The 21,546-nt window shown below is 44.9% G+C and carries 16 protein-coding genes and 3 tRNA genes; 11 read left to right on the top strand and 8 right to left on the bottom strand.

What is annotated here, in order from left to right:
- The first annotated feature begins 157 nt into the window (after positions 1–157).
- The 6 genes from CRENPOLYSF2_RS00375 to CRENPOLYSF2_RS00355 all read left to right on the top strand — a co-directional run bounded on the left by CRENPOLYSF2_RS00375 (position 158) and on the right by CRENPOLYSF2_RS00355 (position 5,750).
- Positions 158–946 (top strand): M48 family metallopeptidase, encoded by a 789-nt coding sequence (locus tag CRENPOLYSF2_RS00375; protein WP_087141989.1) that lies wholly within the window; start codon positions 158–160, stop codon positions 944–946.
- 3 nt (positions 947–949) lie between these two features.
- Positions 950–2,149 carry a succinyldiaminopimelate transaminase gene (dapC, locus tag CRENPOLYSF2_RS00370; RefSeq protein ID WP_087141988.1) on the top strand — a complete coding sequence of 400 codons (1,200 nt, stop codon included), beginning with the start codon at positions 950–952 and terminating at the stop codon, positions 2,147–2,149.
- 5 nt (positions 2,150–2,154) lie between these two features.
- The gene (dapD, locus tag CRENPOLYSF2_RS00365; RefSeq protein WP_087141987.1) at positions 2,155–2,973 is read left to right on the top strand and encodes a 2,3,4,5-tetrahydropyridine-2,6-dicarboxylate N-succinyltransferase; all 819 of its coding nucleotides are present in this window, start codon (positions 2,155–2,157) and stop codon (positions 2,971–2,973) included.
- A 193-nt stretch (positions 2,974–3,166) separates the two neighbouring features.
- Positions 3,167–5,164 carry a CASTOR/POLLUX-related putative ion channel gene (locus CRENPOLYSF2_RS00360; RefSeq protein WP_087141986.1) on the top strand — a complete coding sequence of 666 codons (1,998 nt, stop codon included), beginning with the start codon at positions 3,167–3,169 and terminating at the stop codon, positions 5,162–5,164.
- A gap of 84 nt (positions 5,165–5,248) precedes the next feature.
- A complete protein-coding gene (locus tag CRENPOLYSF2_RS18415; RefSeq protein ID WP_245807840.1) occupies positions 5,249–5,365 on the top strand; it encodes a CCDC90 family protein in 117 nt (38 codons plus the stop codon).
- Positions 5,366–5,576: 211 nt separating this feature from the next.
- A complete protein-coding gene (locus CRENPOLYSF2_RS00355; protein WP_176370980.1) occupies positions 5,577–5,750 on the top strand; it encodes a hypothetical protein in 174 nt (57 codons plus the stop codon).
- Between the two features lie 94 nt (positions 5,751–5,844).
- Here the strand turns inward: CRENPOLYSF2_RS00355 and CRENPOLYSF2_RS00350 are convergent.
- The 3 genes from CRENPOLYSF2_RS00350 to CRENPOLYSF2_RS00340 all read right to left on the bottom strand — a co-directional run bounded on the left by CRENPOLYSF2_RS00350 (position 5,845) and on the right by CRENPOLYSF2_RS00340 (position 6,102).
- Positions 5,845–5,920: transfer RNA gene (locus tag CRENPOLYSF2_RS00350), tRNA-His, on the bottom strand.
- A 22-nt stretch (positions 5,921–5,942) separates the two neighbouring features.
- Positions 5,943–6,019: transfer RNA gene (locus tag CRENPOLYSF2_RS00345), tRNA-Arg, on the bottom strand.
- Positions 6,020–6,025: 6 nt separating this feature from the next.
- Positions 6,026–6,102 (bottom strand) — tRNA-Pro (locus tag CRENPOLYSF2_RS00340).
- 440 nt (positions 6,103–6,542) lie between these two features.
- Between CRENPOLYSF2_RS00340 and CRENPOLYSF2_RS00335 the strand changes: the two genes are divergently transcribed.
- Together CRENPOLYSF2_RS00335 and CRENPOLYSF2_RS00330 are read left to right on the top strand one after the other, a co-directional pair.
- Complete coding sequence (locus CRENPOLYSF2_RS00335) at positions 6,543–7,253, top strand: carboxypeptidase regulatory-like domain-containing protein (protein WP_087141985.1); 711 nt, start codon at positions 6,543–6,545, stop codon at positions 7,251–7,253.
- 140 nt (positions 7,254–7,393) lie between these two features.
- Positions 7,394–8,119, top strand: coding sequence for a DUF5765 domain-containing protein (locus CRENPOLYSF2_RS00330; RefSeq protein WP_087141984.1), 726 nt, complete (start codon positions 7,394–7,396; stop codon positions 8,117–8,119).
- A gap of 196 nt (positions 8,120–8,315) precedes the next feature.
- On the opposite strand, the gene CRENPOLYSF2_RS00325 is transcribed toward CRENPOLYSF2_RS00330, so the two are convergent.
- The 4 genes from CRENPOLYSF2_RS00325 to CRENPOLYSF2_RS00310 form a co-directional block, all read right to left on the bottom strand.
- Entirely contained in the window at positions 8,316–11,474 is a 3,159-nt protein-coding gene (locus tag CRENPOLYSF2_RS00325) for an efflux RND transporter permease subunit (RefSeq protein ID WP_087141983.1), read from the bottom strand.
- Between the two features lie 267 nt (positions 11,475–11,741).
- Positions 11,742–12,956, bottom strand: coding sequence for an efflux RND transporter periplasmic adaptor subunit (locus CRENPOLYSF2_RS00320; RefSeq protein WP_087141982.1), 1,215 nt, complete (start codon positions 12,954–12,956; stop codon positions 11,742–11,744).
- Entirely contained in the window at positions 12,953–14,344 is a 1,392-nt protein-coding gene (locus tag CRENPOLYSF2_RS00315; RefSeq protein WP_087141981.1) for an efflux transporter outer membrane subunit, read from the bottom strand. Before CRENPOLYSF2_RS00315 ends, CRENPOLYSF2_RS00320 begins: the two co-directional genes overlap by 4 nt.
- 27 nt (positions 14,345–14,371) lie before the next feature.
- Positions 14,372–14,764 (bottom strand): cupin domain-containing protein, encoded by a 393-nt coding sequence (locus CRENPOLYSF2_RS00310; protein ID WP_245807839.1) that lies wholly within the window; start codon positions 14,762–14,764, stop codon positions 14,372–14,374.
- A 342-nt stretch (positions 14,765–15,106) separates the two neighbouring features.
- Between CRENPOLYSF2_RS00310 and CRENPOLYSF2_RS00305 the strand changes: the two genes are divergently transcribed.
- From CRENPOLYSF2_RS00305 to CRENPOLYSF2_RS00295, 3 genes are all read left to right on the top strand, one after another.
- Positions 15,107–16,927: an asparagine synthetase B family protein gene (locus tag CRENPOLYSF2_RS00305; RefSeq protein WP_087141980.1), complete on the top strand. Its 1,821-nt coding sequence runs from the start codon at positions 15,107–15,109 to the stop codon at positions 16,925–16,927.
- A gap of 236 nt (positions 16,928–17,163) precedes the next feature.
- A complete protein-coding gene (locus CRENPOLYSF2_RS00300) occupies positions 17,164–17,517 on the top strand; it encodes a lysozyme inhibitor LprI family protein (RefSeq protein ID WP_176370979.1) in 354 nt (117 codons plus the stop codon).
- A gap of 771 nt (positions 17,518–18,288) precedes the next feature.
- Entirely contained in the window at positions 18,289–20,781 is a 2,493-nt protein-coding gene (locus CRENPOLYSF2_RS00295) for an EAL domain-containing protein (RefSeq protein WP_140396749.1), read from the top strand.
- Here CRENPOLYSF2_RS00295 and CRENPOLYSF2_RS00290 read toward each other — a convergent pair.
- Positions 20,736–21,275, bottom strand: coding sequence for a GNAT family N-acetyltransferase (locus CRENPOLYSF2_RS00290; protein WP_087141977.1), 540 nt, complete (start codon positions 21,273–21,275; stop codon positions 20,736–20,738). The two genes, CRENPOLYSF2_RS00295 and CRENPOLYSF2_RS00290, sit on opposite strands and share 46 nt — an antisense overlap.
- Positions 21,276–21,546 lie beyond the last annotated feature (271 nt).

Here is a 21,546-nt window from a genome sequence, read left to right as displayed (position 1 = left end):
AAAATATAGGCGTGCAAGCAATTATAATATACGCGTGACAATTGTGTTTTTGTAAGTGCTAATTCTGCTTAAAAACTACATACCCGCACAATTTTAATCCCAAGCTAATAAAGTTACGCTAAAATGGCCTCATTTATAACCACTAGCGGCCACGATTATGTTCAAACAACAAATGTCTGTTCTGTTATCGGCTTTATTGCTGAGTGCCTGCGTTACCAGTCCAACGGGCAGAAGCCAGTTTATCATGATGCCGGAAGCCCAAATTGACAACATGGGGCTGCAAGCTTTTGAAACCTTGAAAAAAGACAAGCCGATCAGTCGGAATGCTAAATACAACAAACTAACCAACTGCATCGCCCAAGCCATTACCCGCGAAGTCGGTGGCGGCCAATGGGAAGTGGTGGTTTTTAATGATAAATCACCCAATGCTTTCGCCCTGCCTGGTAATAAAATTGGCGTACACACAGGACTAATCACTCTGGTTGCCAACCAAGATCAACTGGCCGCCGTCATTGGCCACGAAGTCGGCCACGTACTGGCCAAGCACAGCAACGAACGCGCCTCGCAAGAAGCCGCGATGAGCCAGGGCATGTCTGTGGTACAAGCCATCGCTGGCGCACCCACCAGTGCATTAGGTCAACTGGGCTTTGGACTGTTGGGCGTGGGCGCACAATACGGTGTACTGATGCCCTATGGCCGCACCCAGGAAAGCGAAGCTGATGTGATTGGTGTAGATTTAATGGCCAAAGCGGGCTTTGATCCGCGTGAAAGTATCGGCCTGTGGCAGCGCATGGAACAAGCCTCGCAAGGCAATCAACCCTCAGAATTCATGTCCACCCATCCTTCGCACGCCACCCGCATTCAGGATCTGGAACAGCACATGCCGCAAGCAATGGGCTTGTACCAGCAGGCACACAATATGGGCAAACAACCGAGATGTTCCTAACGCATGACACCTAACCTAGTCCATTTACACCCGTATCCATTTGAAAAGCTGGCGCAGCTTAAGCATGGTATAACGCCACCAGCTGATAAACCGCATATCGCCTTATCCATAGGCGAACCGACCCATCCTACTCCGGATTTTATTAAAGAAGCACTGTCGCGGCACAGCGATGGGCTCGGTATTTATCCTACCACCAAAGGCATACCGGAACTACGTGCTGCCATTGCCGACTGGTTAGGCAGTCGCTTCAATATACCGGCTGAATTTATTAACAGTGACCGTCATATTTTGCCGGTGAGTGGGACGCGCGAAGCGCTGTTTTCTTTCGCCCAGTGTATTGTTGATCCCACCGAAAAACCGGTGGTCATCATGCCCAACCCCTTCTACCAGATTTATGAAGGTGCGGCATTGCTGGCCGGCGCTGAGCCATATTTTTTAAATACCCTGGAAGCTTCCGGTTATTTACCAGATTTTGATAGCGTACCCGAACCTATCTGGCAACGCTGCCAACTGATTTATATTTGTTCGCCGGGTAACCCCAGTGGCGCGGTTATCAGCCAAAGCGAGCAGGAAAAGTTGATACGTCTGTCAGAAAAATATGATTTCATCATCGCCTCGGACGAATGTTACAGCGAGTTGTACGATGACGAAGCCAAGCCCCCCATTGGCCTGCTGCAAACGGCTTACGCTATGGGCAATACAGACTTTAAGCGTTGCGTGGTGTTCCATAGCCTGTCCAAACGTTCCAATGTGCCTGGATTGCGGTCGGGGTTTGTCGCTGGCGATGCCAAGCTACTGCAAGCGTATTTTCAGTACCGCACCTATCAAGGTTGTGCCATGCCGTTGCCTACCCAATATGCCAGTATCAAGGCGTGGCAGGATGAAAGCCATGTCTTGGAAAACAGAGACCTGTACCGTGAAAAATTTACCGCCTTCATCAGTCTCCTTGAAAATGTCTGCGACATACACAAGCCGCCCGCAAGTTTCTATGTCTGGCTAAAAACCCCCATTAGCGATACTGATTTTGCCCAACAGCTATACGCGCAAGAAAACATTACCGTGCTGCCGGGCAGTTATTTATCCCGTCCGTTTGATGGTATCAATCCCGGCGCGAACCATGTCAGGATTGCCCTGGTTGCACCCTTAGCTGAGTGCATCAAAGCCGCTAACCGAATTCACAACTTCCTTACCACCTTACAATAAAAAACATGACGCACTTAGAAAACACCATTAACGCTGCCTTTGAACAACGCACCGACATCACTCCAGCCAACGTCTCTGCCGAAATCCGTGCTGCGGTTGCAGAAGCTATCAACCTATTGGACAGCGGTGCTGCCCGCGTTGCCGAAAAAATCGACGGCGAATGGATCACAAACCAATGGCTGAAAAAAGCCGTGTTATTGTCATTTCGTATCAACGAAAATCGGATGATGGATGGCGGCAATACCCGTTATTACGATAAAGTGGAATGCAAGTTCTCCAACTATTCAGAAGACGATTTCGCTAAAGCTGGCGTGCGCGTTGTGCCTAATGCGGTGGCGCGTCGTGGCTCTTACATTGCATCAGGCGCTATTTTAATGCCGTCTTATATCAACATTGGTGCTTATGTTGATAGCGGCACGATGGTGGATACCTGGGTAACCGTGGGATCATGCGCACAAATCGGCAAAAACGTGCATTTGTCAGGCGGTGTCGGTATCGGCGGCGTATTGGAACCTTTACAGGCCAACCCTACCATTATTGGTGACAACTGCTTTATCGGTGCGCGTTCAGAAGTGGTGGAAGGCGTTATTGTTGAAGATGGCTGTGTGATTTCTATGGGCGTATACATCGGCCAAAGCACTAAAATATACAACCGCATGACGGGCGAAGTCAGCTTTGGCCGCATTCCGGCAGGTTCTGTGGTCGTGTCTGGTAACTTACCGTCAGCGGATGGCAAATACAGTTTGTACTGTGCGGTCATCATCAAGCAAGTCGATGAAAAAACCCGTAGCAAAACCGGTATTAATGAGTTGTTGCGGGATTGATGGTTTCAGCTATTACAATATTGTCTAATCACTGATACACAGACTCATCAAGCTTTAAAAACTTGGTGGGTTGCCGCTATGCATCCAAATTAAAAACACCATCACTCAAATTTTATATTTATAATAAAATCATTATCTTATCTTCATATACCAGCGACATTGATATCGAGGTCGTTTGACCATCAGGACGTTTATGCGCAAAATAACCCTCAGCCAAAAACTGCGTTATCACTTCGATAACAGCCTATCAGGTGGTACAGCCTCACTCATTGGCTGGCTGGCACTGATTACCTTATGTATTATATTGATAGCATCGTCGATACTGGTCATCAATAACTGGCAACCGGCCAGTGATGCCGCACCGCCACCTATCAGTAATATAATTTCACCCACCGGCGACTCTCTTCCTATTGATGATGCTAGCCTGGCAACCGACACGAACACCGGCTACTCCTTTCCCGAAGCCGCCTGGCAAGCCCTGATGCGCTCACTGGATGCCGGTACTGTCGGCGGCGACGCTGCCACGGATGACGGTAACGGCTGGGCCTTTCGTGTCTGGGGTCTGGTGATTACCCTGACCGGATTATTTATCGTTGGTAGCTTAATCAGTATTTTATCCAGCGGTCTTGAAAGCAAGCTGGAAGCGCTACGTAAAGGCCATTCCCTGGTGTGCGAGGAAAACCACACCCTGATTTTAGGTTGGTCATCACGCTTGTTTTTGATTATTTCAGAACTTGCCATCGCCAATGCCAATGTCAAAAAACCGCGCATCGTCATCCTGGCTGACCAAGACAAAATCGACATGGAAGACCAAATCCGTAGCCATGTCGGCAATACCGGCCGCACCCAAGTCATTTGCCGCTCCGGCAGCCCAATTGATTTAGCGGCACTGGACGTGGTCAACCCACAGACCAGCAAATCAATCATTATTCTGTCTCCAGAAGGCTATGCCGACCCAGATGCTCAAGTCATCAAGATGATTTTGGCCATTACCAATCACCCAGATCGCCGCGTGGACAAATACCATATCGTCGCGGAACTGCGCCATGCCAAAAACAGTGCCATCGCTAAAATGATTGGCAAAGATGAGATCGAACTGATAATACCGAATGACTTAATCGCCAAAATAACGGTACAAACGTCCAGGCAAGTCGGCTTAAGCAGCGTGTACAAAGAACTGCTTAATTTTTCCGGCGATGAAATTTATTTTAAACACGAACCTGTATTGGCAGGTAAAACCTACGGTGATGCCTTAGCCAGCTTCGAACATTCGGCATTAATTGGTTTGCACAGTGATGGCGTAACACAACTTAATCCCAACATGGCCACGACCCTACAAGCCAACGATACGTTAATTTGCATTGCCGCCGATGACGATAAAATCCGCGTAATCGGCACACCGAATGTCGCTGTCTCAGCCATCAGTAACACTGAGCCACGTAAAATTGACAAAGAACGGGATATTATTTTAGGCTGGAATCAAAGAGCGGAAACCATCGTGCGCGAAATGGATTGCTACGCTGCGCCGGATTCGGAATTAACTATTGTGTCGGAATTAAACGGCACTGAAGCTATTGTTAACACATTAATAAAACAAATTAAAAATCTGAAAATAAATTTTATTCTGGGCGACACTACGGATCGTGACTTCCTTGATACGCTGGATTTAACCTGTTATGCACACATCATTTTACTGTGCTATAGCGATAGCCTTGCCGTACAAGAAGCCGATGCCAAAACCTTGTTAACCTTGCTGCATTTACGTGATATCGAAGTTAACAAAGGCGAATCCTACAGCATAGTGTCGGAAATGATGGACAGCAGAAATCAGGCGCTGGCAGAAATCGCCAAGGCAGATGATTTTATCGTCAGTGATGAATTGGTGGGCTTGCTGTTAACGCAAATTTCGGAAAACAAGCAACTTAGCACTGTTTTTAACGATTTATTTGATGCTGACGGTGCGGAAATTTATTTAAAACCGGTGGAAGATTATGTGTGTCTTGGCCAGGCTGTTAATTTTTACACGGTGGTGGAAGCGGCGCGGCGCAAAAATGAAACCGCTATAGGCTATCGATTGTTCAATCAAATCAATAATGCAGATACGTGTTACGGGATTAACATTAACCCTGTTAAGTCTATCACAATTGAGTTTGATGTGACCGATAAGATTATTGTTTTGGCAGGCCAGTAATGCACATACAGTGGTCTTTAGCGGCTTATTTCAAAGCTAATACTGTGCTAGACTCACGCAGACATCTGCATAGGAAAACTCTTTATGGCTACTGTAACTTTTGATACGCTGCAACTTGTTGATAAACTAAAAGCCGCCGGATTTCAGCAAGAACAGGCTGAAGCCGTTATTCGTGCCGACATTCCGCACCCCTATTCATAATTTTATGATTAAATTTAATTTAATAATTTCAGTATGTTATAAGCTTGTCGAATTTTTGGCGTATTTTCAAAGTCATTTATATCAGCTTATATTTAACAAAAAACAAACGAGAGATGAATTTTTCTTGTTTTAACTCGAAAGTCTAAAATACTAAAATTCATTAAATATCAATATTTTGCTTAAATGCTGAATTTTTATTTAGGGGTGCGGAATGTCGGTTCGTGTGATTGCGGAAGCGCAGGACACGTTAGTCACCAAAGAATACTTGGATAATAAATTCGATAACAAATTGTCTCCAATTTACACAGATCTAGCCGTTCTAAAATGGATGATGGGCTTAATGTTGGCTGGTATTCTGTCTCTGGTGCTAAAAGCGTTTTTTTAACAACGGAAAAATAGCCACTACAGTGTAACGGGGGAATTTGTAAAACAGGCAAACAATAAAAAGCCGTTGATGTGGTTTTAACAGCTGTATTTGATGGGGTGAACGACGGGGCTCGAACCCGCGACAACAGGAATCACAATCCTGGACTCTACCAACTGAGCTACGCTCACCATAAAACGCTATTTCAAGAAATGGCGCGCTTGGCAGGACTCGAACCTGCGACCCCCAGCTTAGAAGGCTGGTGCTCTATCCGGTTGAGCTACAAGCGCAAAATGTGGTCGGGGTGGAGGGATTCGAACCCCCGACATCCTGCTCCCAAAGCAGGCGCGCTACCAAACTGCGCTACACCCCGATTATCATCTGCTACTAACTTGACAATCTAATTCAAGTTGCTCTTGAATAGCTGCACATGATATAGCACTACAGCCGTTCTAGTCAATTAATTTTTAAAAAAATGTAATGAAAAATTGACTGTCACGTCATAATAAAACACATATATAAAATTTTACTATTAAAAACAATTGGTAATAAATTTCCACAATTTTAATACATTATGCACACGCCAAACCTAACAAAAAATAGAGACTGTACGACGTATTTAATTTTATGATGTTTGCTAATTGTGACACAATGAACCCATAGATTAGAATTTTAAAGACAATCAACAACGTAAATTAAACGCACCGTTTATAGCCTAGCTGATTGTCTTAATTTTTAAAGTCACATTGTAATATTACAGCCAGCGATTTATTTTGCATAAATCGCCGCTCTACAAAAAATCAGGACTCCGTTATGTTAAAACAGTTGTTTTCTTTATTTTTAGTGTTATTCCTGTTTGGATACTGCAATTCCATAAAAGCTAATAATAATACCTGCGCTTTGGCTAAAGATTTAACCAACCAAAAACTCCCCTTCTCAGTAACTGACAAACTGGATTCAAGCCAAAATCCAGATATAGATTTTTTCAAATTTTCTATACAACCGGAAGGTCTTATCGAGTTTTTTGTGGCAACTGGTAAGCAAAACCAGATTACTGGGCCGCGCATAGGTATATTCGATAGCCAGTGCAAAAAAATAATTGACGACGCATCGAGACTCAGACTGCCACTAAAAGGTATTGTCATTTTGGCGATTACCCATACGAACGACTTAGCTTTTACAGGCGGTGGCAATGACTCCTATATACTTAAGGCTGAACATATTCCTACCATTCGTAAATTCAGTGGCCGGCTTGTCGATGCGCTAACGCAACAACCACTGGCATCCGCAGCACTCATGTTACGTTACTGCGATGGCTCCGGCTTATGCGATCCTCATGGTGGTACCGCTCATCGACAAACAACAGATGCGGAAGGAAAATTTACTTTTACTGACATTGAAAAAGGACAACACGCATTAGAGTTCAGCGCCAGTGGTTACATGGATAAATCAATTCTGTTTACTGTAACACAAGATCAAGCTCATCAAGATGCAGGAGACTTTGCGCTAACATCGCAACATTAAAATCCATACCCAACAATCGAGCAACTAAACTTCAACAGCAAATTAATCTAAACCCATCAGTATTGTCACATTGAACCCAATACAATAGCGATTGTATTCACAGCCATTTTTATTATACTAGTCGATTTTTGGGAAAATTTATGTGTTTTAGTGCAACTATGTCGCTGGGTCTAGGACTGACTGGCCTGGTGGCTTCTGCTATTACGTTTGCCGATACGACAGAAACTTTTTGGGTACGCTTCGCCAGAGCGTATGCTATTTTCCATTTTTCGTTAATGGAATTTATCCAGTATTTTGCCTATCCGGTGGCCGACCAGTGTGGTTTTGGAACAAATTATTTCTTAAGTGAACTATCCACCTACCACATCAGCTTGCAGGCCCTGGCGATTATGCCCGCCCTGGCGACTTATTCCACCGACAAAACCGCCTTGCTAAAAGCCTTTAAAGTGGGCGTTGCGCTCAGTGGGTCATTTATCGTGTTTTCGTTTTTACCTAACACCTGGCAGCTTTTAGATGTTGAACCCAACTTTATTGGCCGCATGGTGTCGTGCTTGTTTATGGGCAAATACCATATTGGTTATGCCATATCGAGCGCATTTGGTTTGTTGGTAACCTGGGGTTCTTTATTTGGCTTGGCAGTCAGCGGCTTTGTCTGGAAAAACAACTGGCGCATCGGCAGTTACCATTTTGTTATGGCCATGATGACCTTATTTATGCCGCAGTGGATTTTTGGCGTGAGTACAGGTGAAGCCGCCGCCATGTATTGCTTTTATTCCATACCGATTACCGCTAGCTTTATGCCTTATTTTAAAAAGTTTTTTATGGCAGAAAACTACACGGCGCAACGTGATTTATCGGTTCAATAAAGCGACATGACGCGAACCTAAACCTACAGCGTTTTCACAGTTCAATAGTTACAGCGTAACCGTTCGCACTGAGCTTGTCGAAGTGTGCCGTTAATGCTTCGACAAGCTCAGCACGAACGGTGGCTGTAATTGTCCTAAGTTGAAAACGCTGTATAAGGTTTTTAAAACCTGATAGGTTTATCGATGTAGCCTATTTTTACAATGGCTCGTCCACTTGCTTAACTCCCAACCAACGCCGCACATCTATTATCACCATATACAAGCACGGTATTAAAACCAAAGTAATTAAGGTTGAGAATACAATGCCAAAACCCATTGAAATGGCCATAGGGATCAAAACGCGAGCCTGACGGGAAGTTTCCAGAATAATAGGCATTAATCCGAAAAATGAAGTCAGTGTGGTCAATAAAATAGGCCGAAAACGTTGTGTAGCAGCGGCTTTAATAATTTCTGCCGGTGTACCGACCGTAGTTGATTTCAAATACACAGCATGGTCTACCAAAACCAAAGCATCGTTAACCGCCACGCCAGATAAGGCAATAATCCCCAGTAAGCTGACAATACTTAAACTGTAATCCATGACAATATGGCCAAAAATAGCGCCTATAATGCCAAACGGAATGCTGGCGATGACAATCAACGGCAACAAATAGCTTTGGAACGGGATGGCCAGCAAAACGTAAACCGCCAATATCGACAACAAAAAACTTATTTTCAAGCTGCCTAAGCTTTCCTCGGTTTGCGCCTGCTGGCCTTCAAAGCTGTACTGAAGGCCAGGGTATTTAGCCATGAGCGCTGGAAGCCCGTTAATTTTCAAATCCGTTAACACTTCATTGGTTTTGTATTTAGGGCTAACATTGGCGGTCACTTCCACATTACGCCTGCCGTTATGGCGGTTGATTTCCGTATAAGCATGGCCACGCTGGGTACTTACCAGAGTACGTAACGGCACTTCCTTAGTGGGCGTATTTGCCGATGCCACTGCCGGTTGTCCTGAATTTGTCCAAATCATTAAATCGTCTATATTGGCTTCCGATACTCGCTCTTGCTCAGGCAATCTGACCATCACCTTAATTTCATTGCGGCCGCGTTGCTGGCGCAGCACTTCCGCACCAAAAAACGCATTACGCACTTGTCTGGCCACATTTTTAGCGGTCAAGCCCAAACTTTTGCCTTCCGGCAACAGGGTAAAATCAAATTGCTCTTTACCTGGGCTAAAACCATCGTCTACGTCTTTTACGAGCGTGTAACTTTTCAACACGCTGGCCAATTCTTTGCTGGCTTGTTCCAGCATCTGCATATCGATATGGTTTAATTCAATAGTAATAGCAGAACCGCCACCCGGCCCGCCTGCATCCGACTCAAAACGTATGGATTTAAGACTGACGATTTCACCAACCCGCTTACGCCATTGTTCATTAAATTGTTCGGTACTGGCAATGCGGGCACGCACCTCAGGTGGCGCTAGATAAACCCTGACTTCCGCCTTATTGCTGTCGGTTTTACCAATTTCAGCAAACACACCTTTTATTAAGCCTTCGCCGCCTTTAAAATGCTTGGCGGCTGTCCAGGCATCCGCCACAATCTTCTGAGTAATCACCTGGGTTTTCTCCTGTGGCGTACCGTAAGGCATGGTAAGACTCACTCTGGCATAATCTGATTCCGTCTTAGGAAATAAGGAGAAGCCCATACGACCGCTGGCCACATACGCCAATGTCACCGCCAATAACGCCAAACACGCCACGATAACCAAGTAACGACACGGCAACAGCCAGTCTAACAACCCACCATAACGCCGATGCACCCAAGACAAAAATGCACTACTAAACCGCTGCTGCAATTTATACAAGCCACCTTGCTGGGCTTCGCTTTTGGTTTTCAGATGGCCTAAATGGTTAGGCAAAATAAACAGGCATTCCACTAGCGACATGGCGAATACGCTAATAACCACGACCGGCAACATATAGTATATTTTGCCTATTTCGCCCGGCATAAATAACAGCGGCACCAGCGCGACACTGTTGATCAAAATACCAAATGTTACGGGTACCGCCATTTTGCGTGCCGCTTTAACAGCCGCTTCCATGCCAGAGTAACCCAATTGTCGGTAATGGTAGACGCTTTCACCAATGACGATAGCATCATCTACCGCTATGCCAGACGCAATGAGAAACGCGAACAACGACACCATGTTTAAAGACACATTAAAAAACGGCAACAATAAAAATGCGCCCAAAAATGCAATAGGCACGCCCATCATTGCCCAAAAGGCCAAACGTAACTCTAAAAATATCGCCAGCGCAATAAAAACCAGCACCAAACCTTGTATGCCGTCATTAACCAACAAATCAATGCGTTGCGTATAGGTGTCAGACTCATCAATACGGATAGCCGCATTGATGCCGCCAGGCAATGTTTGTTTAAACGGAGCCAGTTGTTTTTTAACCGCTGCCGATACCTGTATCGGCGTTTGCTCACCCACGCTATACACTTGTACCATGACTGCCGGTTGGCCGTTATAACTCGCCGAGTGGTCAGTATCCTTGTACCCGTCGTTAATGGTAGCAATATCGCCTAACAGAACTTCGCTACCGCTGGCGCTACTCACCAAAGGGATACGGGCAAATTCTGCACCGACATCCTTGCGCTCTTTCATGCGGATTAAAATTTCGCCGCTATCAGTCTTGATACTACCGGCGGGCAAATCGATACTGGCATTTTGAATACGCAAAGCAATATCGGCCAACGATAACCGGTAACGGCGCAGATTATCCTGCGAGACTTCAATGCTGATTTCCAGCGGCCTAATGCCTTCCAGCTCTACCTGGGTAATACCAGGATCTTGTAACAATTGATCGCGAAATTGCTCGGCCAGCGTGTGCAGCAGCAGTTCTTTGGCATTGCCATACAATACCAGTGATAACACCTGGCGTTTGCGGGTCATGACTTTGATTTTCGGCTCTTCGGCATCCTCAGGTAAAGAGCTGATGCGACTGACTTCTTGGCGCATATCTTCGGCCAGTTTCTGGATGTCAGCATTGCTCATCACATCCACTAAAATTGTGCCTAAGCCTTCTTTGGCGGTAGAGCGCACTTCGTCTATGCCCTCCAGACCACTGATAGCATCTTCAATGGCTAACAGAATGCCGCTTTCGATTTCTTCAGGGCTAGCGCCAGGGTACAATACACTGATACTAATGGTGTCCAGCTGAAAATCGGGGAAGACTTCTTGCTTAATATGCAGCATGGACAGCAGGCCGCCCAGCAAGCAAATCAACATTAAGACATTGGCTGCTACGCCATGCCTGGCCATCCAGCTAATTGCGCCGGTTTCTGTAGAATCGGTATTGTGCATGGTTAAGTCGTTAGCCTGCGGTACATAATGATGAACATGGGTGAGTGGCGCGTGGACAGGGGTGAATTTAATGCTTAGGAACGTGCATGAAATAACTTGAACAACTTAAACGCCACCACCGTTCGTGCTGAGCCTGTCGAAGCATGAACTTGCTCAAGTTATTTCGTGCGCGTTCCTTATTTATTGTCCACGGAAAACACAGAAAGCACGGAAAAAGGTTTTAGGATTCCTATGGTTTGTGCCTTCCGTGAACAATCGACAGAATCATCAAGGTGTAGCGATGGTATTATCCACCGACTTATCATTGCTCGCAGCCAAGCGCAGCACCATACCTTGCACCGGCACAGCAACATCGCTGCTGATAACACTCGCGTCTACCGGCACTTGCTGGCTGTCCAGATACACATAGCCTTGCTCGCGCCATATATAAGCCACTTTATGTATGTCCAAGGTGTGCTTATCGGTCATTAGCCAGAGTGATTCACCCTCGTGTAACAGCGTTTCCGGTAGTTTGATAACATCGGTCAACAGCTTACCGGCAATTTCAACCCGCACATACGCACCCAGCATTAACGAAGGCAAGCCTTTATTCGCAGCCTTTTGGTTGAGCGGATCATCCACCTCAACAATCAATTTAGCCATCCGGCCTTCAGGCTCCAGCTCAGCTTGCAAGCGTTTGACCTTACCGGTTCGGGTTACGCCTTTACCCCAGCTGGCTTCATTGCTGATCTTTACCGCTGCACCGTGCTGGCTATTAATGTCTGGAATAGCAATCCAGCTCAGCTTATCCACCGGTAACGAGGTATTAATCCAGAACGCATCCGTACCCACCAAGCGTGCTAACGGTGTACCAGTAGAGAACGCCGACATCCACGCGCCCAAATTGGCGTTACGCTGGGTAATAATGGCATTAAACGGCGCAATCGGCTTAGTACGGGACAAATTAAGCTGAGCTTGTTGCAAGCTGGCTTCGGCTGCTGCCAATGCAGCTTGCGCGGCTTTTAAATGTGGTTGCCGTAACACCAGCTCACGTTCTTTCTCGGTTAATTCCGCGCCCAGTAGCTGAAACTCACGCCGTGCAATGGCTTGCTGCCCCATTTCCAGCTTTAAATTAAATTGCGCCTTGGCCAGATCATTTTCGCTTTGTTTAATGGCTAAGCGGTAATCGGTCGGGTCTAACTCAACCAGCGCCTCGCCTTTTTTTAACAGGCCACCTTCAATAAAATGCGGGCTGATGTGTGTCACCAGACCACTAATACGCGGGGTTAAATTGACACTTTGCGATGGCATTACCGAACCCATTGCATACACTGTGGTTTGGTGATCGATAGGGCTGGGTTTAATAATCTCTACTAAAGGTGCAGACGGCTTGACGGCAACACGATCCGCATGCGGTTTGTGAGTTAGCCAATACTGGGAGACAGCAAACGTGCTGCCGATAATAATCAGCACCACCATGAGTTGCACGATGCGTTTGGTCATATTTTTTTGGCGGTAGCAATAGAATCAGTCAGCGAAAAACCACCGGCCAGGGCACGGTATAAATTAATGCGGTAATCAATCAGCTGCTGGCGGGCTTGTATCAAGGTGCGTTCAAGACTTTGCTGGCTGAGTTGTGCCGACAGCACGCGTAAAAAGTCCATTGCACCGTATAAATAACGCACACGCAACCGCTCGCTGGACTGGGTGGCCAACTCGACCTGTTTTTGCAAATTGATAACCAGTTGCTGTTGCTGGCGCTCTTGAATCAAGGCATTTTCCACTTCTTTAACCGCCGTTAACAAAGTTGTTGCATAGGTATTCATAGCTTCTGCGGCCAGCGCCTGGTTACGCTCCACTTCGGCAACACGCCGCCCGCCATCAATCATCGGCACCAATAAATTACCGGCTATCGTACCCAGCCAATTAGTAAATAACGCCTCTAAACTGGGTGAATTTGCACCAAGGCTGGCAGAGAGACTTAACTTTGGGTAACGGTCGGCAATAGCAGAAGCGATACGTTGATCGGCGGCTTGCACCCGTAAATAAGCGCGACGTACATCGGGTCTGCGCTGTATAACATCGGCACTGAGCCCAGTATGCGGTAACGGCGGTAACAACGGAAATTCGCTGTGTTCAGGTAGTGCTATTAAGCCTGGTGAATTGCCGGTCAGTATCGCCAGCTGGTTTTCTAGCACACTGATTGTTGCAATAACCGTCAGTTGATTGCCGATAACCGATTCCAACAATTGCTGCTGCTGCAACACATCGGCGGCGGCGGCTTGTGCGCCACTGAAACGTACTTGCAGCAAGGCCACGTTCTTTCGATTAACCGCTATTTGCCGCTCCAGCAAAGCCAATTGCTGGCGTTGTTCTATCAATTTGTACCAGTTGCTGGCAAGCTCTGCTGACAGCGAAATAGCCGCACTATCGACCTCTTCTTGCGCCGCGTTCACATCCAGTCTGGCAGCATTAATGCCGGTGCGGATGCGCCCCCACACATCCAATTCATAACTGGCGGCTACGCCAAAGCTAAAGCTGTCTTGGCTGGGCTTGTCGCTGGCAGTATGTGATATGCCAGAGCTGCCATTAAGCTGGGGTATAAAGTCTGCGCCGGTTTTTTTGGCGATAGCTCGCGCCTGCGCCAGGCGATCAAACGCCGCATGTAAGCTGAAATTATGCCCCAGTGCCGTGCTAAGCAGCTCATTCAAGGCCTCATCCTGAAACACCTGCCACCACTTATCTGGCGCTTTAAGTGTGCCCGATACGGAAAAACTGTGCGGCAATGCAACCGGTGTTGGTACTTTATTAACTGGCGTGGCGCAAGCCGTCATCAGTAATAGCAAGGCTACACACCGACATCTTGTTACAACCAAGCCTACACCCGCCATTAATACGCCTCCAAGCTAATAGGCTGATTACTTGATGGGGTCTAGTTCAAAAATTACAATTTCAGCAGCACCGTGGCCGACATTTTCTATGGTCATTTGTTCGCCGGTTTCCCAAAATACCTGGCCGCTACCGTAAGTTTTTTCGCCGCTTGCATCGACTACTTTCAACGTGCCACTAATAATATAACGCGGGCCTGGGCCTTCGTGGGTGTGCAACGGGGTTTTGAAGGCCGGTGGAAAACTGACCCGTATGACTTTGGTATTAACAGGATTGCTTGGGAGCTCGACGGCTTTTTCCAGCAACGTGGTTCTTTGCAAGACGATATTGTCGTCTGCAACAACAGGGCTGGTGGCTAAAACCAACAGACTAGCCGTTAATACGCTAACGCTTGTCAATAGACTACGGAATGTTTGCAACATGGTTAATCTCGCTGTTTTAAAAGGTCTAGTACACCAAATTGGAAGTCAACAGGATTTTAATTTAGCTTTATGCTGTACACAATCAGCATTTCATTCATGATTTGAAGATTTTTATTATCCTGTTTTTATACGATTTGATGTACTAGGTTTAAAGTGATTGAGCATTGTTATTTTAGCAACATAATAACATGGCATTGACAGAGTATAAGCCATCGCGTTCAAGCACAGCCTTAATACTGAGCCTACACGCCACCACACAATTACCTTATACATTACTGCTATACTTTTTTTACATCCACAAATAATTTTTCATGTTCGTGCTTTATTTAATCAGGTTTACACATGTCATTTTGCTTAATCATTGCCACAGCTCACGCTGCCCCTCTGGTGTCGTTGGCTCTAAAAACACAGGCTATCTTAAAAAACCTATACCCAACCCAAACAGTTTTACATCAGGATTGGGATTGGTGCAGCGTAATAACCACGCAACACGTTAATGACAAGCGCTCAGCGTGGGCACTAAATGAAGACGGCACACAGGCTTTAGTGTCGGGTGGCACGTGGTTTTACGGCACTGAACTTGCTTGCGGCCAAGAACAGGCATTATTGGCACACACGCAAAATACCCGCTTCGATACCATTCTGGAGGCTATGGAAGGTGTTTTTAGTATTGCTTTATTGGATAAGCAAACCCAGCGCATTGACATCGCCATTGACCCGGCGGGCAGTTTCCATGTTTACCAAGTGCAATACGGTGATGTTATGTTAATTTCAGATTCAGCGCTGACATTGGCCGCTATAACAGGCGCAAAACTCAGTGCAGAAAGCGTATTACAATTTATCGCTACCGGTAGTATTTACGGTCAACAATCGCTTTGGCAACACTTTACCAAGCTTGCACCCGCCGAGCATTTAACAATACACGCTTATAATCGCCAAATAACACGTCGACGTTATTGGCATTTTAGCGCTATTCAAGCAGAAAAATACACCGCTGCTGAAGGCGCTGCAAAAATTATCGAGGCATTAATTGCGGCAGCAAAAAATATTCATCAGCATTTTCCTAATGCCTTATGCGATCTAACCGGCGGTTATGATTCGCGTGCGACAATTAGCGGTTTTATTTTGGCCGGTGTTAAGGTATCGACGACGGTATCGGGCAGCGCAGACAGTGCCGATGCAACTGTTGCCAAACGCATTGCCGAACAGTTTTCTTTGCCGCATAGACGGGTAACACGTAAAACCACATGCAGCTATGAAGATTTACAAAACGCGTTACTGTTAACCGATGGTGAATTTGATGTCTTTGAATATGCCGGTATTGCCAGCACGCATCATGGCCATGTTGACGCAGGTCATGACATCAGTATTAACGGCTCTTTTGGTGAACTGGCCAGAGGCTATTGGTGGGAGTTATTATTTCCCCGTATAGGCAAAAAAACACCCTTAAATACACAGATGTTAGCGCATAAACGTTTTGCCGCGCTTGCCTATAATCGCAGTATTTTTACCGATGCCGTGGCGGCAATAGATTTGGTGGCTTTATTAGCTGAGCAAACCAATCAGCATAATAACACGCTCACATCGCTCCCCAATACGACACAAATGGATCATGCCTATTTTGCGATGCGTATGCAACGCTGGCAAGGACGTATTGCCAGCAGCACCAATCGCATTTGGCCTGCGGTATCACCGTTTGCCTTTCGGCCTATTTTGCAAGTGGTCTTAGAAACCAAGGCTAATGCACGACTAAGAAGCTTAGTAGTACGAACCATGCTAGCCAATCATTTACCCACACTCGGTCAACTGCCTTTAGAGCATGGTTATCCCGCTATGCCGGCTACGTGGCGTAATATCCATCAATTTACACCCATTATTGCTCACTATCATCAGCGCATTACAGATAAGCTTTTGCGACGCTGGCATAAACCCTCGACTGCTGTTACTGGCGATAAAACACAAAATATTACAGAAGATCCGCAGTTATTAGCAATATTGCCCGTGCCGTATTTGTGTGCCTGTGGTTTGTTTAACGCAGAACGCTTACAACATTTTATGCACGCAGCAAACAGGCAAAATTCAGAACAATGGCGACGTTTGTTCACATTAGAAATGACGATGGCTAAAGTGTATCAACTAAAGAATCTGGCTGAAACAAGTTGAACATTTTCTTTTTGCTTCTGGAAAGCATTAGAGCAATACTCACGTTGCCGTGTGTATTGCTAAATACCGCCATTAACAGATAGCTCGCTGATATTTTTCAGGTTGAACAAATAGTCATTTCGCTATAGTATCGTAACTATAAACAACGGCATACATTAAGACTATGGAGATAATAGCTATCTTATGTGTTTTCGCTGCATTTTGACTACTTGTTACCTAACTAAATGCGATTAACTATGAAAAATTTTACATTAATGGCACTGTGTGTTTATTCCACTTGCGGCAATGCCGCCAGCCCTGAATACAAAAGATGTATAGAATGGGGGGTTAAGTTTACTTATGAATGTGCAAAATCTGAATACGAACACCACAGTAAACGCTTAAAAAATGCCTTAAACTCACTGTCAAATATCAGCTATGTCAATAAAAATGAAACCCAAAAACAACACAATAAATGGCTTAAATACCGTAACGAAGTCTGCTCAAAAAACTCAGAGACCGACTCCTCTTTTACTTATTGGCAGCATTGTCTTGCTCGTATGACAGAAACAAGAGCTAATGAAATTGAAAAAATAGCCAAAAAACGCTAAATCTTGAATGTCTCCCGCACCAGATCAGGCACTCTCCTGCTGGAGAGTGGCCTTACCAAGCATAGCAACTTAAATCCCCTCCGCTGATTCTTTCACCTCTGACCGTGTTCCAGCCATGTTAGGCTACCCATCTAAAGCGTAAAAAATAATAATTCTCACGTCAGTTGGCTACATCGCTGCTTGACAACTTAACATACAGCGTTTTCAACTTAGGACAGTTACAGCCACCGTTCGTGCTGAGCTTGTCGAAGCATGAACGGCACACTTCGACAAGCTCAGTGCGAACGGTTACGCTGTAACTATTGAACTGTGAAAACGCTGTATTTAACAAGTTAACTCTGTTGGATTGAGAAAAACATTCAACTCACATTACATTTTGTCCTAACTTACGTTGATAGTCGAATTATAAATACAATATAGTTTAAAATTTTACATATTATTATATTTATATCATATAAATCGACAAAAATTTACGACATTACAATCCATGTATTATAAAATACGGAATAAATAACATTACATAGACAGAATGTAGTCCATTGCTTACAATTGCGACAATGTGCTGTGTTTTTGCCAAAACACTGATCACGCAACTTGATACAACAACCCACGTTTTTTTACTATCGCTTTTTAATCACCACGCAATAAAAACCTATTTAGTACAACTTAACTATACAAATCGACAACCAGGAAATTGGGAAATTGGGAAATTGGGAAATTGGGAAATTGGGAAATTGGGAAATTGGGAAATTGGGAAATTGGGAAATTATAATGATGCTACACAAATATTATAACCGTACTAGCACTAACATCATTTTAATGCTGTTATTTTCTCTCAAAAGCACGTCTATTCAGGCAAATGACATCGCTTCACCCGCGCTATCTATACTGCAACTAACGCCTATCGATCACATAATCGCTTATCTTATCGCAGGCTTTAGTTTAGGCATTATTGTGTATAACTGCGTTATATTTTGCTGCACCCACGAAACCATTTACTTACGTTTTTCTGCGGCATTATTCGGTTTTATAATTGGTATCGGGCAACACAACATGCTGTGGCACATTACCGTCTGGCCACAAGCCTTTGTTATTACGTTGTTAGATACGCTCAATATGATTTTGTTTATTGCCTTTAGCAAGCATTTTTTAGTATTGTTCGTTGATTTTAAACGCAGCCACCCGCTTATCACCCGCATAATGGATATTTATACAATCTTGGGTGTTATATTAATTATCAGCACTCTGTTATTTTCATCCTCTGCTTTGCAGGTAATCAAAGATATACTCATTACCAGCGCTGCCCTCACCTGTATTATCACAGCCCCTAATTGGTATAACACAATCAAGCACTTACGTAGCTTCGTCTATACTATAATGCTGTTTTGTCTAACGCAAGTTTATTTTCATTTACACACATTTATTACCGATAGCCGCGTTGACTCATTAAGCGCACAAAACGTCGTTTTCTTCAGTGGCGCATTGTTGTTTATGTCATTTTCTTTACTCATCACCAACCGACTAAATAACGACCGCAAACAGCGTGATAGCGCACAAAATACCGCCATTTATAATCTGCAAAAATATCAAACGCTTTACGAAAACGCCTTAGAAGGCCTGTTTACTGTGCGCTATGATGGCCGCATATTGGCAACCAACCCCGCGCTAAAAAATTTACTTAATTTACCATCCGATTTACATACTTTAGATAACCCCGCGCCGTTTTTACACAATTATTTTGCTCAGCCGCAAAGCGTGTGGAGCACAGTGATGCAGCAACTTGAACAAAAAAAAATTATCCAAACAACCGATGTACAAGGCCAAGGTAATACGTGGTATAGCTTGTCGTTGCGTAAAGTAAGTACCGATACCCGCATGATACTCGAAGGCTCACTGACCGACATTACCCAGCGCAAACAACAAGAACTGCAATTGGCCTATTTAGCCAGCCATGATCCGTTAACTAATTTATACAATCGCACCGAATTTGAAAATTACCTGCAAGATGCTATCAGCAGCCAAAGCGCTCATATTTTGTTATTTATTGATTTAGATCAATTTAAAGTGATTAATGATACCTGTGGACATGCGGCAGGTGATGAATGCTTACGACAAATTACCGCTGTTTTTAAGCTGCATATTAGCTCTCACGATATGCTCGCCCGTTTGGGCGGCGATGAATTTGGCATTATTTTGTGGAATCAATCGCCAGAGCAAGGCATGGAAAGCGCCGAACGTTTGCGTCAAGCACTGGAAGCCAACCATTTTCAATGGCTATTACGGCTCTTTAAAACCACGATTAGCATTGGTCTTATCGCCATCAATAAAACGATAGATTGCGGCGCACAAGCACTCAGTCTAGCAGATGCCGCATGTTACGAAGCCAAAGATGCTGGGCGTAATCGCATCGTGATTAATGATCCAAACAAACACACCACGCTCTATCGCCACAACCAAATGGACATGGTCGCCACGCTAACTCAAGCACTTCGAGATCAACACCTTATTTTATTCCAGCAACTCATTACGCCCTTAAATACTTCATCGACAGAACCGCCTTATTCTGAAGTGCTGATACGTTTACAAACAGAGCATGGCTTGCTCAATCCCGGTGCTTTTTTACCAGCGGCACAACGTTATAATATGCTAAGCCAAATTGATCGCTGGGTATTTAACAAAACCTGTCAATGGTTATCAGAAGGTGACAATCTGCACAACACGGGCATGGTAAACGTTAATTTAAGCCCACAAACACTCAGTGACCCCACCTTCATGACGTTTATTAACCAGAATTTGGCAAGCTACCGTATACCCGCACAAAAAATTTGCTTTGAGATTACCGAGTACAGCGCTCTAAATAATTTTACTCGCGTATTACATCATATTTACACACTGCGTGATTTGGGCTTTAGCTTTGCTTTAGATGACTTTGGCAGTGGCTTTGCCTCCTTCGATCATGTCAGACGCTTGCCGGTAGATATTATTAAAATCGACGGGCAATTTATCCGCAATATTAACCAGGACATCAATAATAAAACGATGGTAAGCGCTATCACCGATATTGCGCACAACTTAGGTAAAAAAGTCATTGCTGAGTGGGTTGAAGACGCTGCAACGCTAGAAACCTTGTGTCAGTTAGGGGTGGATTTTGGTCAAGGTTATTTTTTAGGCATGCCTAAACCATTATATGATTATCACCCTGTGGCAATACCGACAGATTATGTACGACAATCAAGAGGCGCAATCAAGCTACTACAGGCTTGAACATAACGAATTTCTTCAATATCAGCGCCTGCTAACTCAAACACTTTTACTGATGCTGGTTCTGGCTCAAATCCGGCTGCCTTATAAAACCGTGTAGCCCGATTATTACCCACAATCACCCAAAAACTGATGTGGGTTTTGCGCTGTGCAGATAATTGAGCGCATGCCACAGATAACAGCTCTCGCCCAAAGCCCTTACCCAACTGCGCTGGCGAAAGATACAGCGCCCAAATTTCACCGTCATTTGAACCGGCACCCTCATCTCGACAACGCCCAAATGAACAAAAACCAACAACCTTGGCATCATCTACCGCAACAATTACCTTAGGGTGACTTTGTAAAAGTGTTTCCCGCCAAACAACCTCACGCGTTGCCACCGTCATAGAATCAAGATAAACATCAGGCACAATGCCGCGATAAGTCTGCTGCCAAGAGTGAACATGGATTTCAGCTATGGCGTGAGCATCTGCCAGTGTAGCGCTACGGATTTTCAAGGTGATCCTTAATCATAAACAGGGATTCATAAGTTTCAGCTACCTACTTAAAATGGGCTATCAACTTAAACTGGAACAAAGTGTAGGCTGGGTTGAAGGCTTTTCTCAACCTAACATAACCAAGACGTTATGCATGTTGGGTTGCCAAACAGCAGGTAGCCCAACCTCTTGAGCATTATTATTTTTGTCCCACGTTAACTGCGTAGCCTTAAATACAGCGTTTTCACAGTTCAATAGTTACAGCGTAACCGTTCGCACTGAGCTTGTCGAA

It is taken from the genome of Crenothrix polyspora, from assembly GCF_900163755.1.
GTDB lineage: Bacteria > Pseudomonadota > Gammaproteobacteria > Methylococcales > Methylomonadaceae > Crenothrix > Crenothrix polyspora.
The sequence above is the reverse complement of the archived record's forward strand: the minus strand, read 5'-3'. Positions and strand labels throughout refer to the sequence as shown.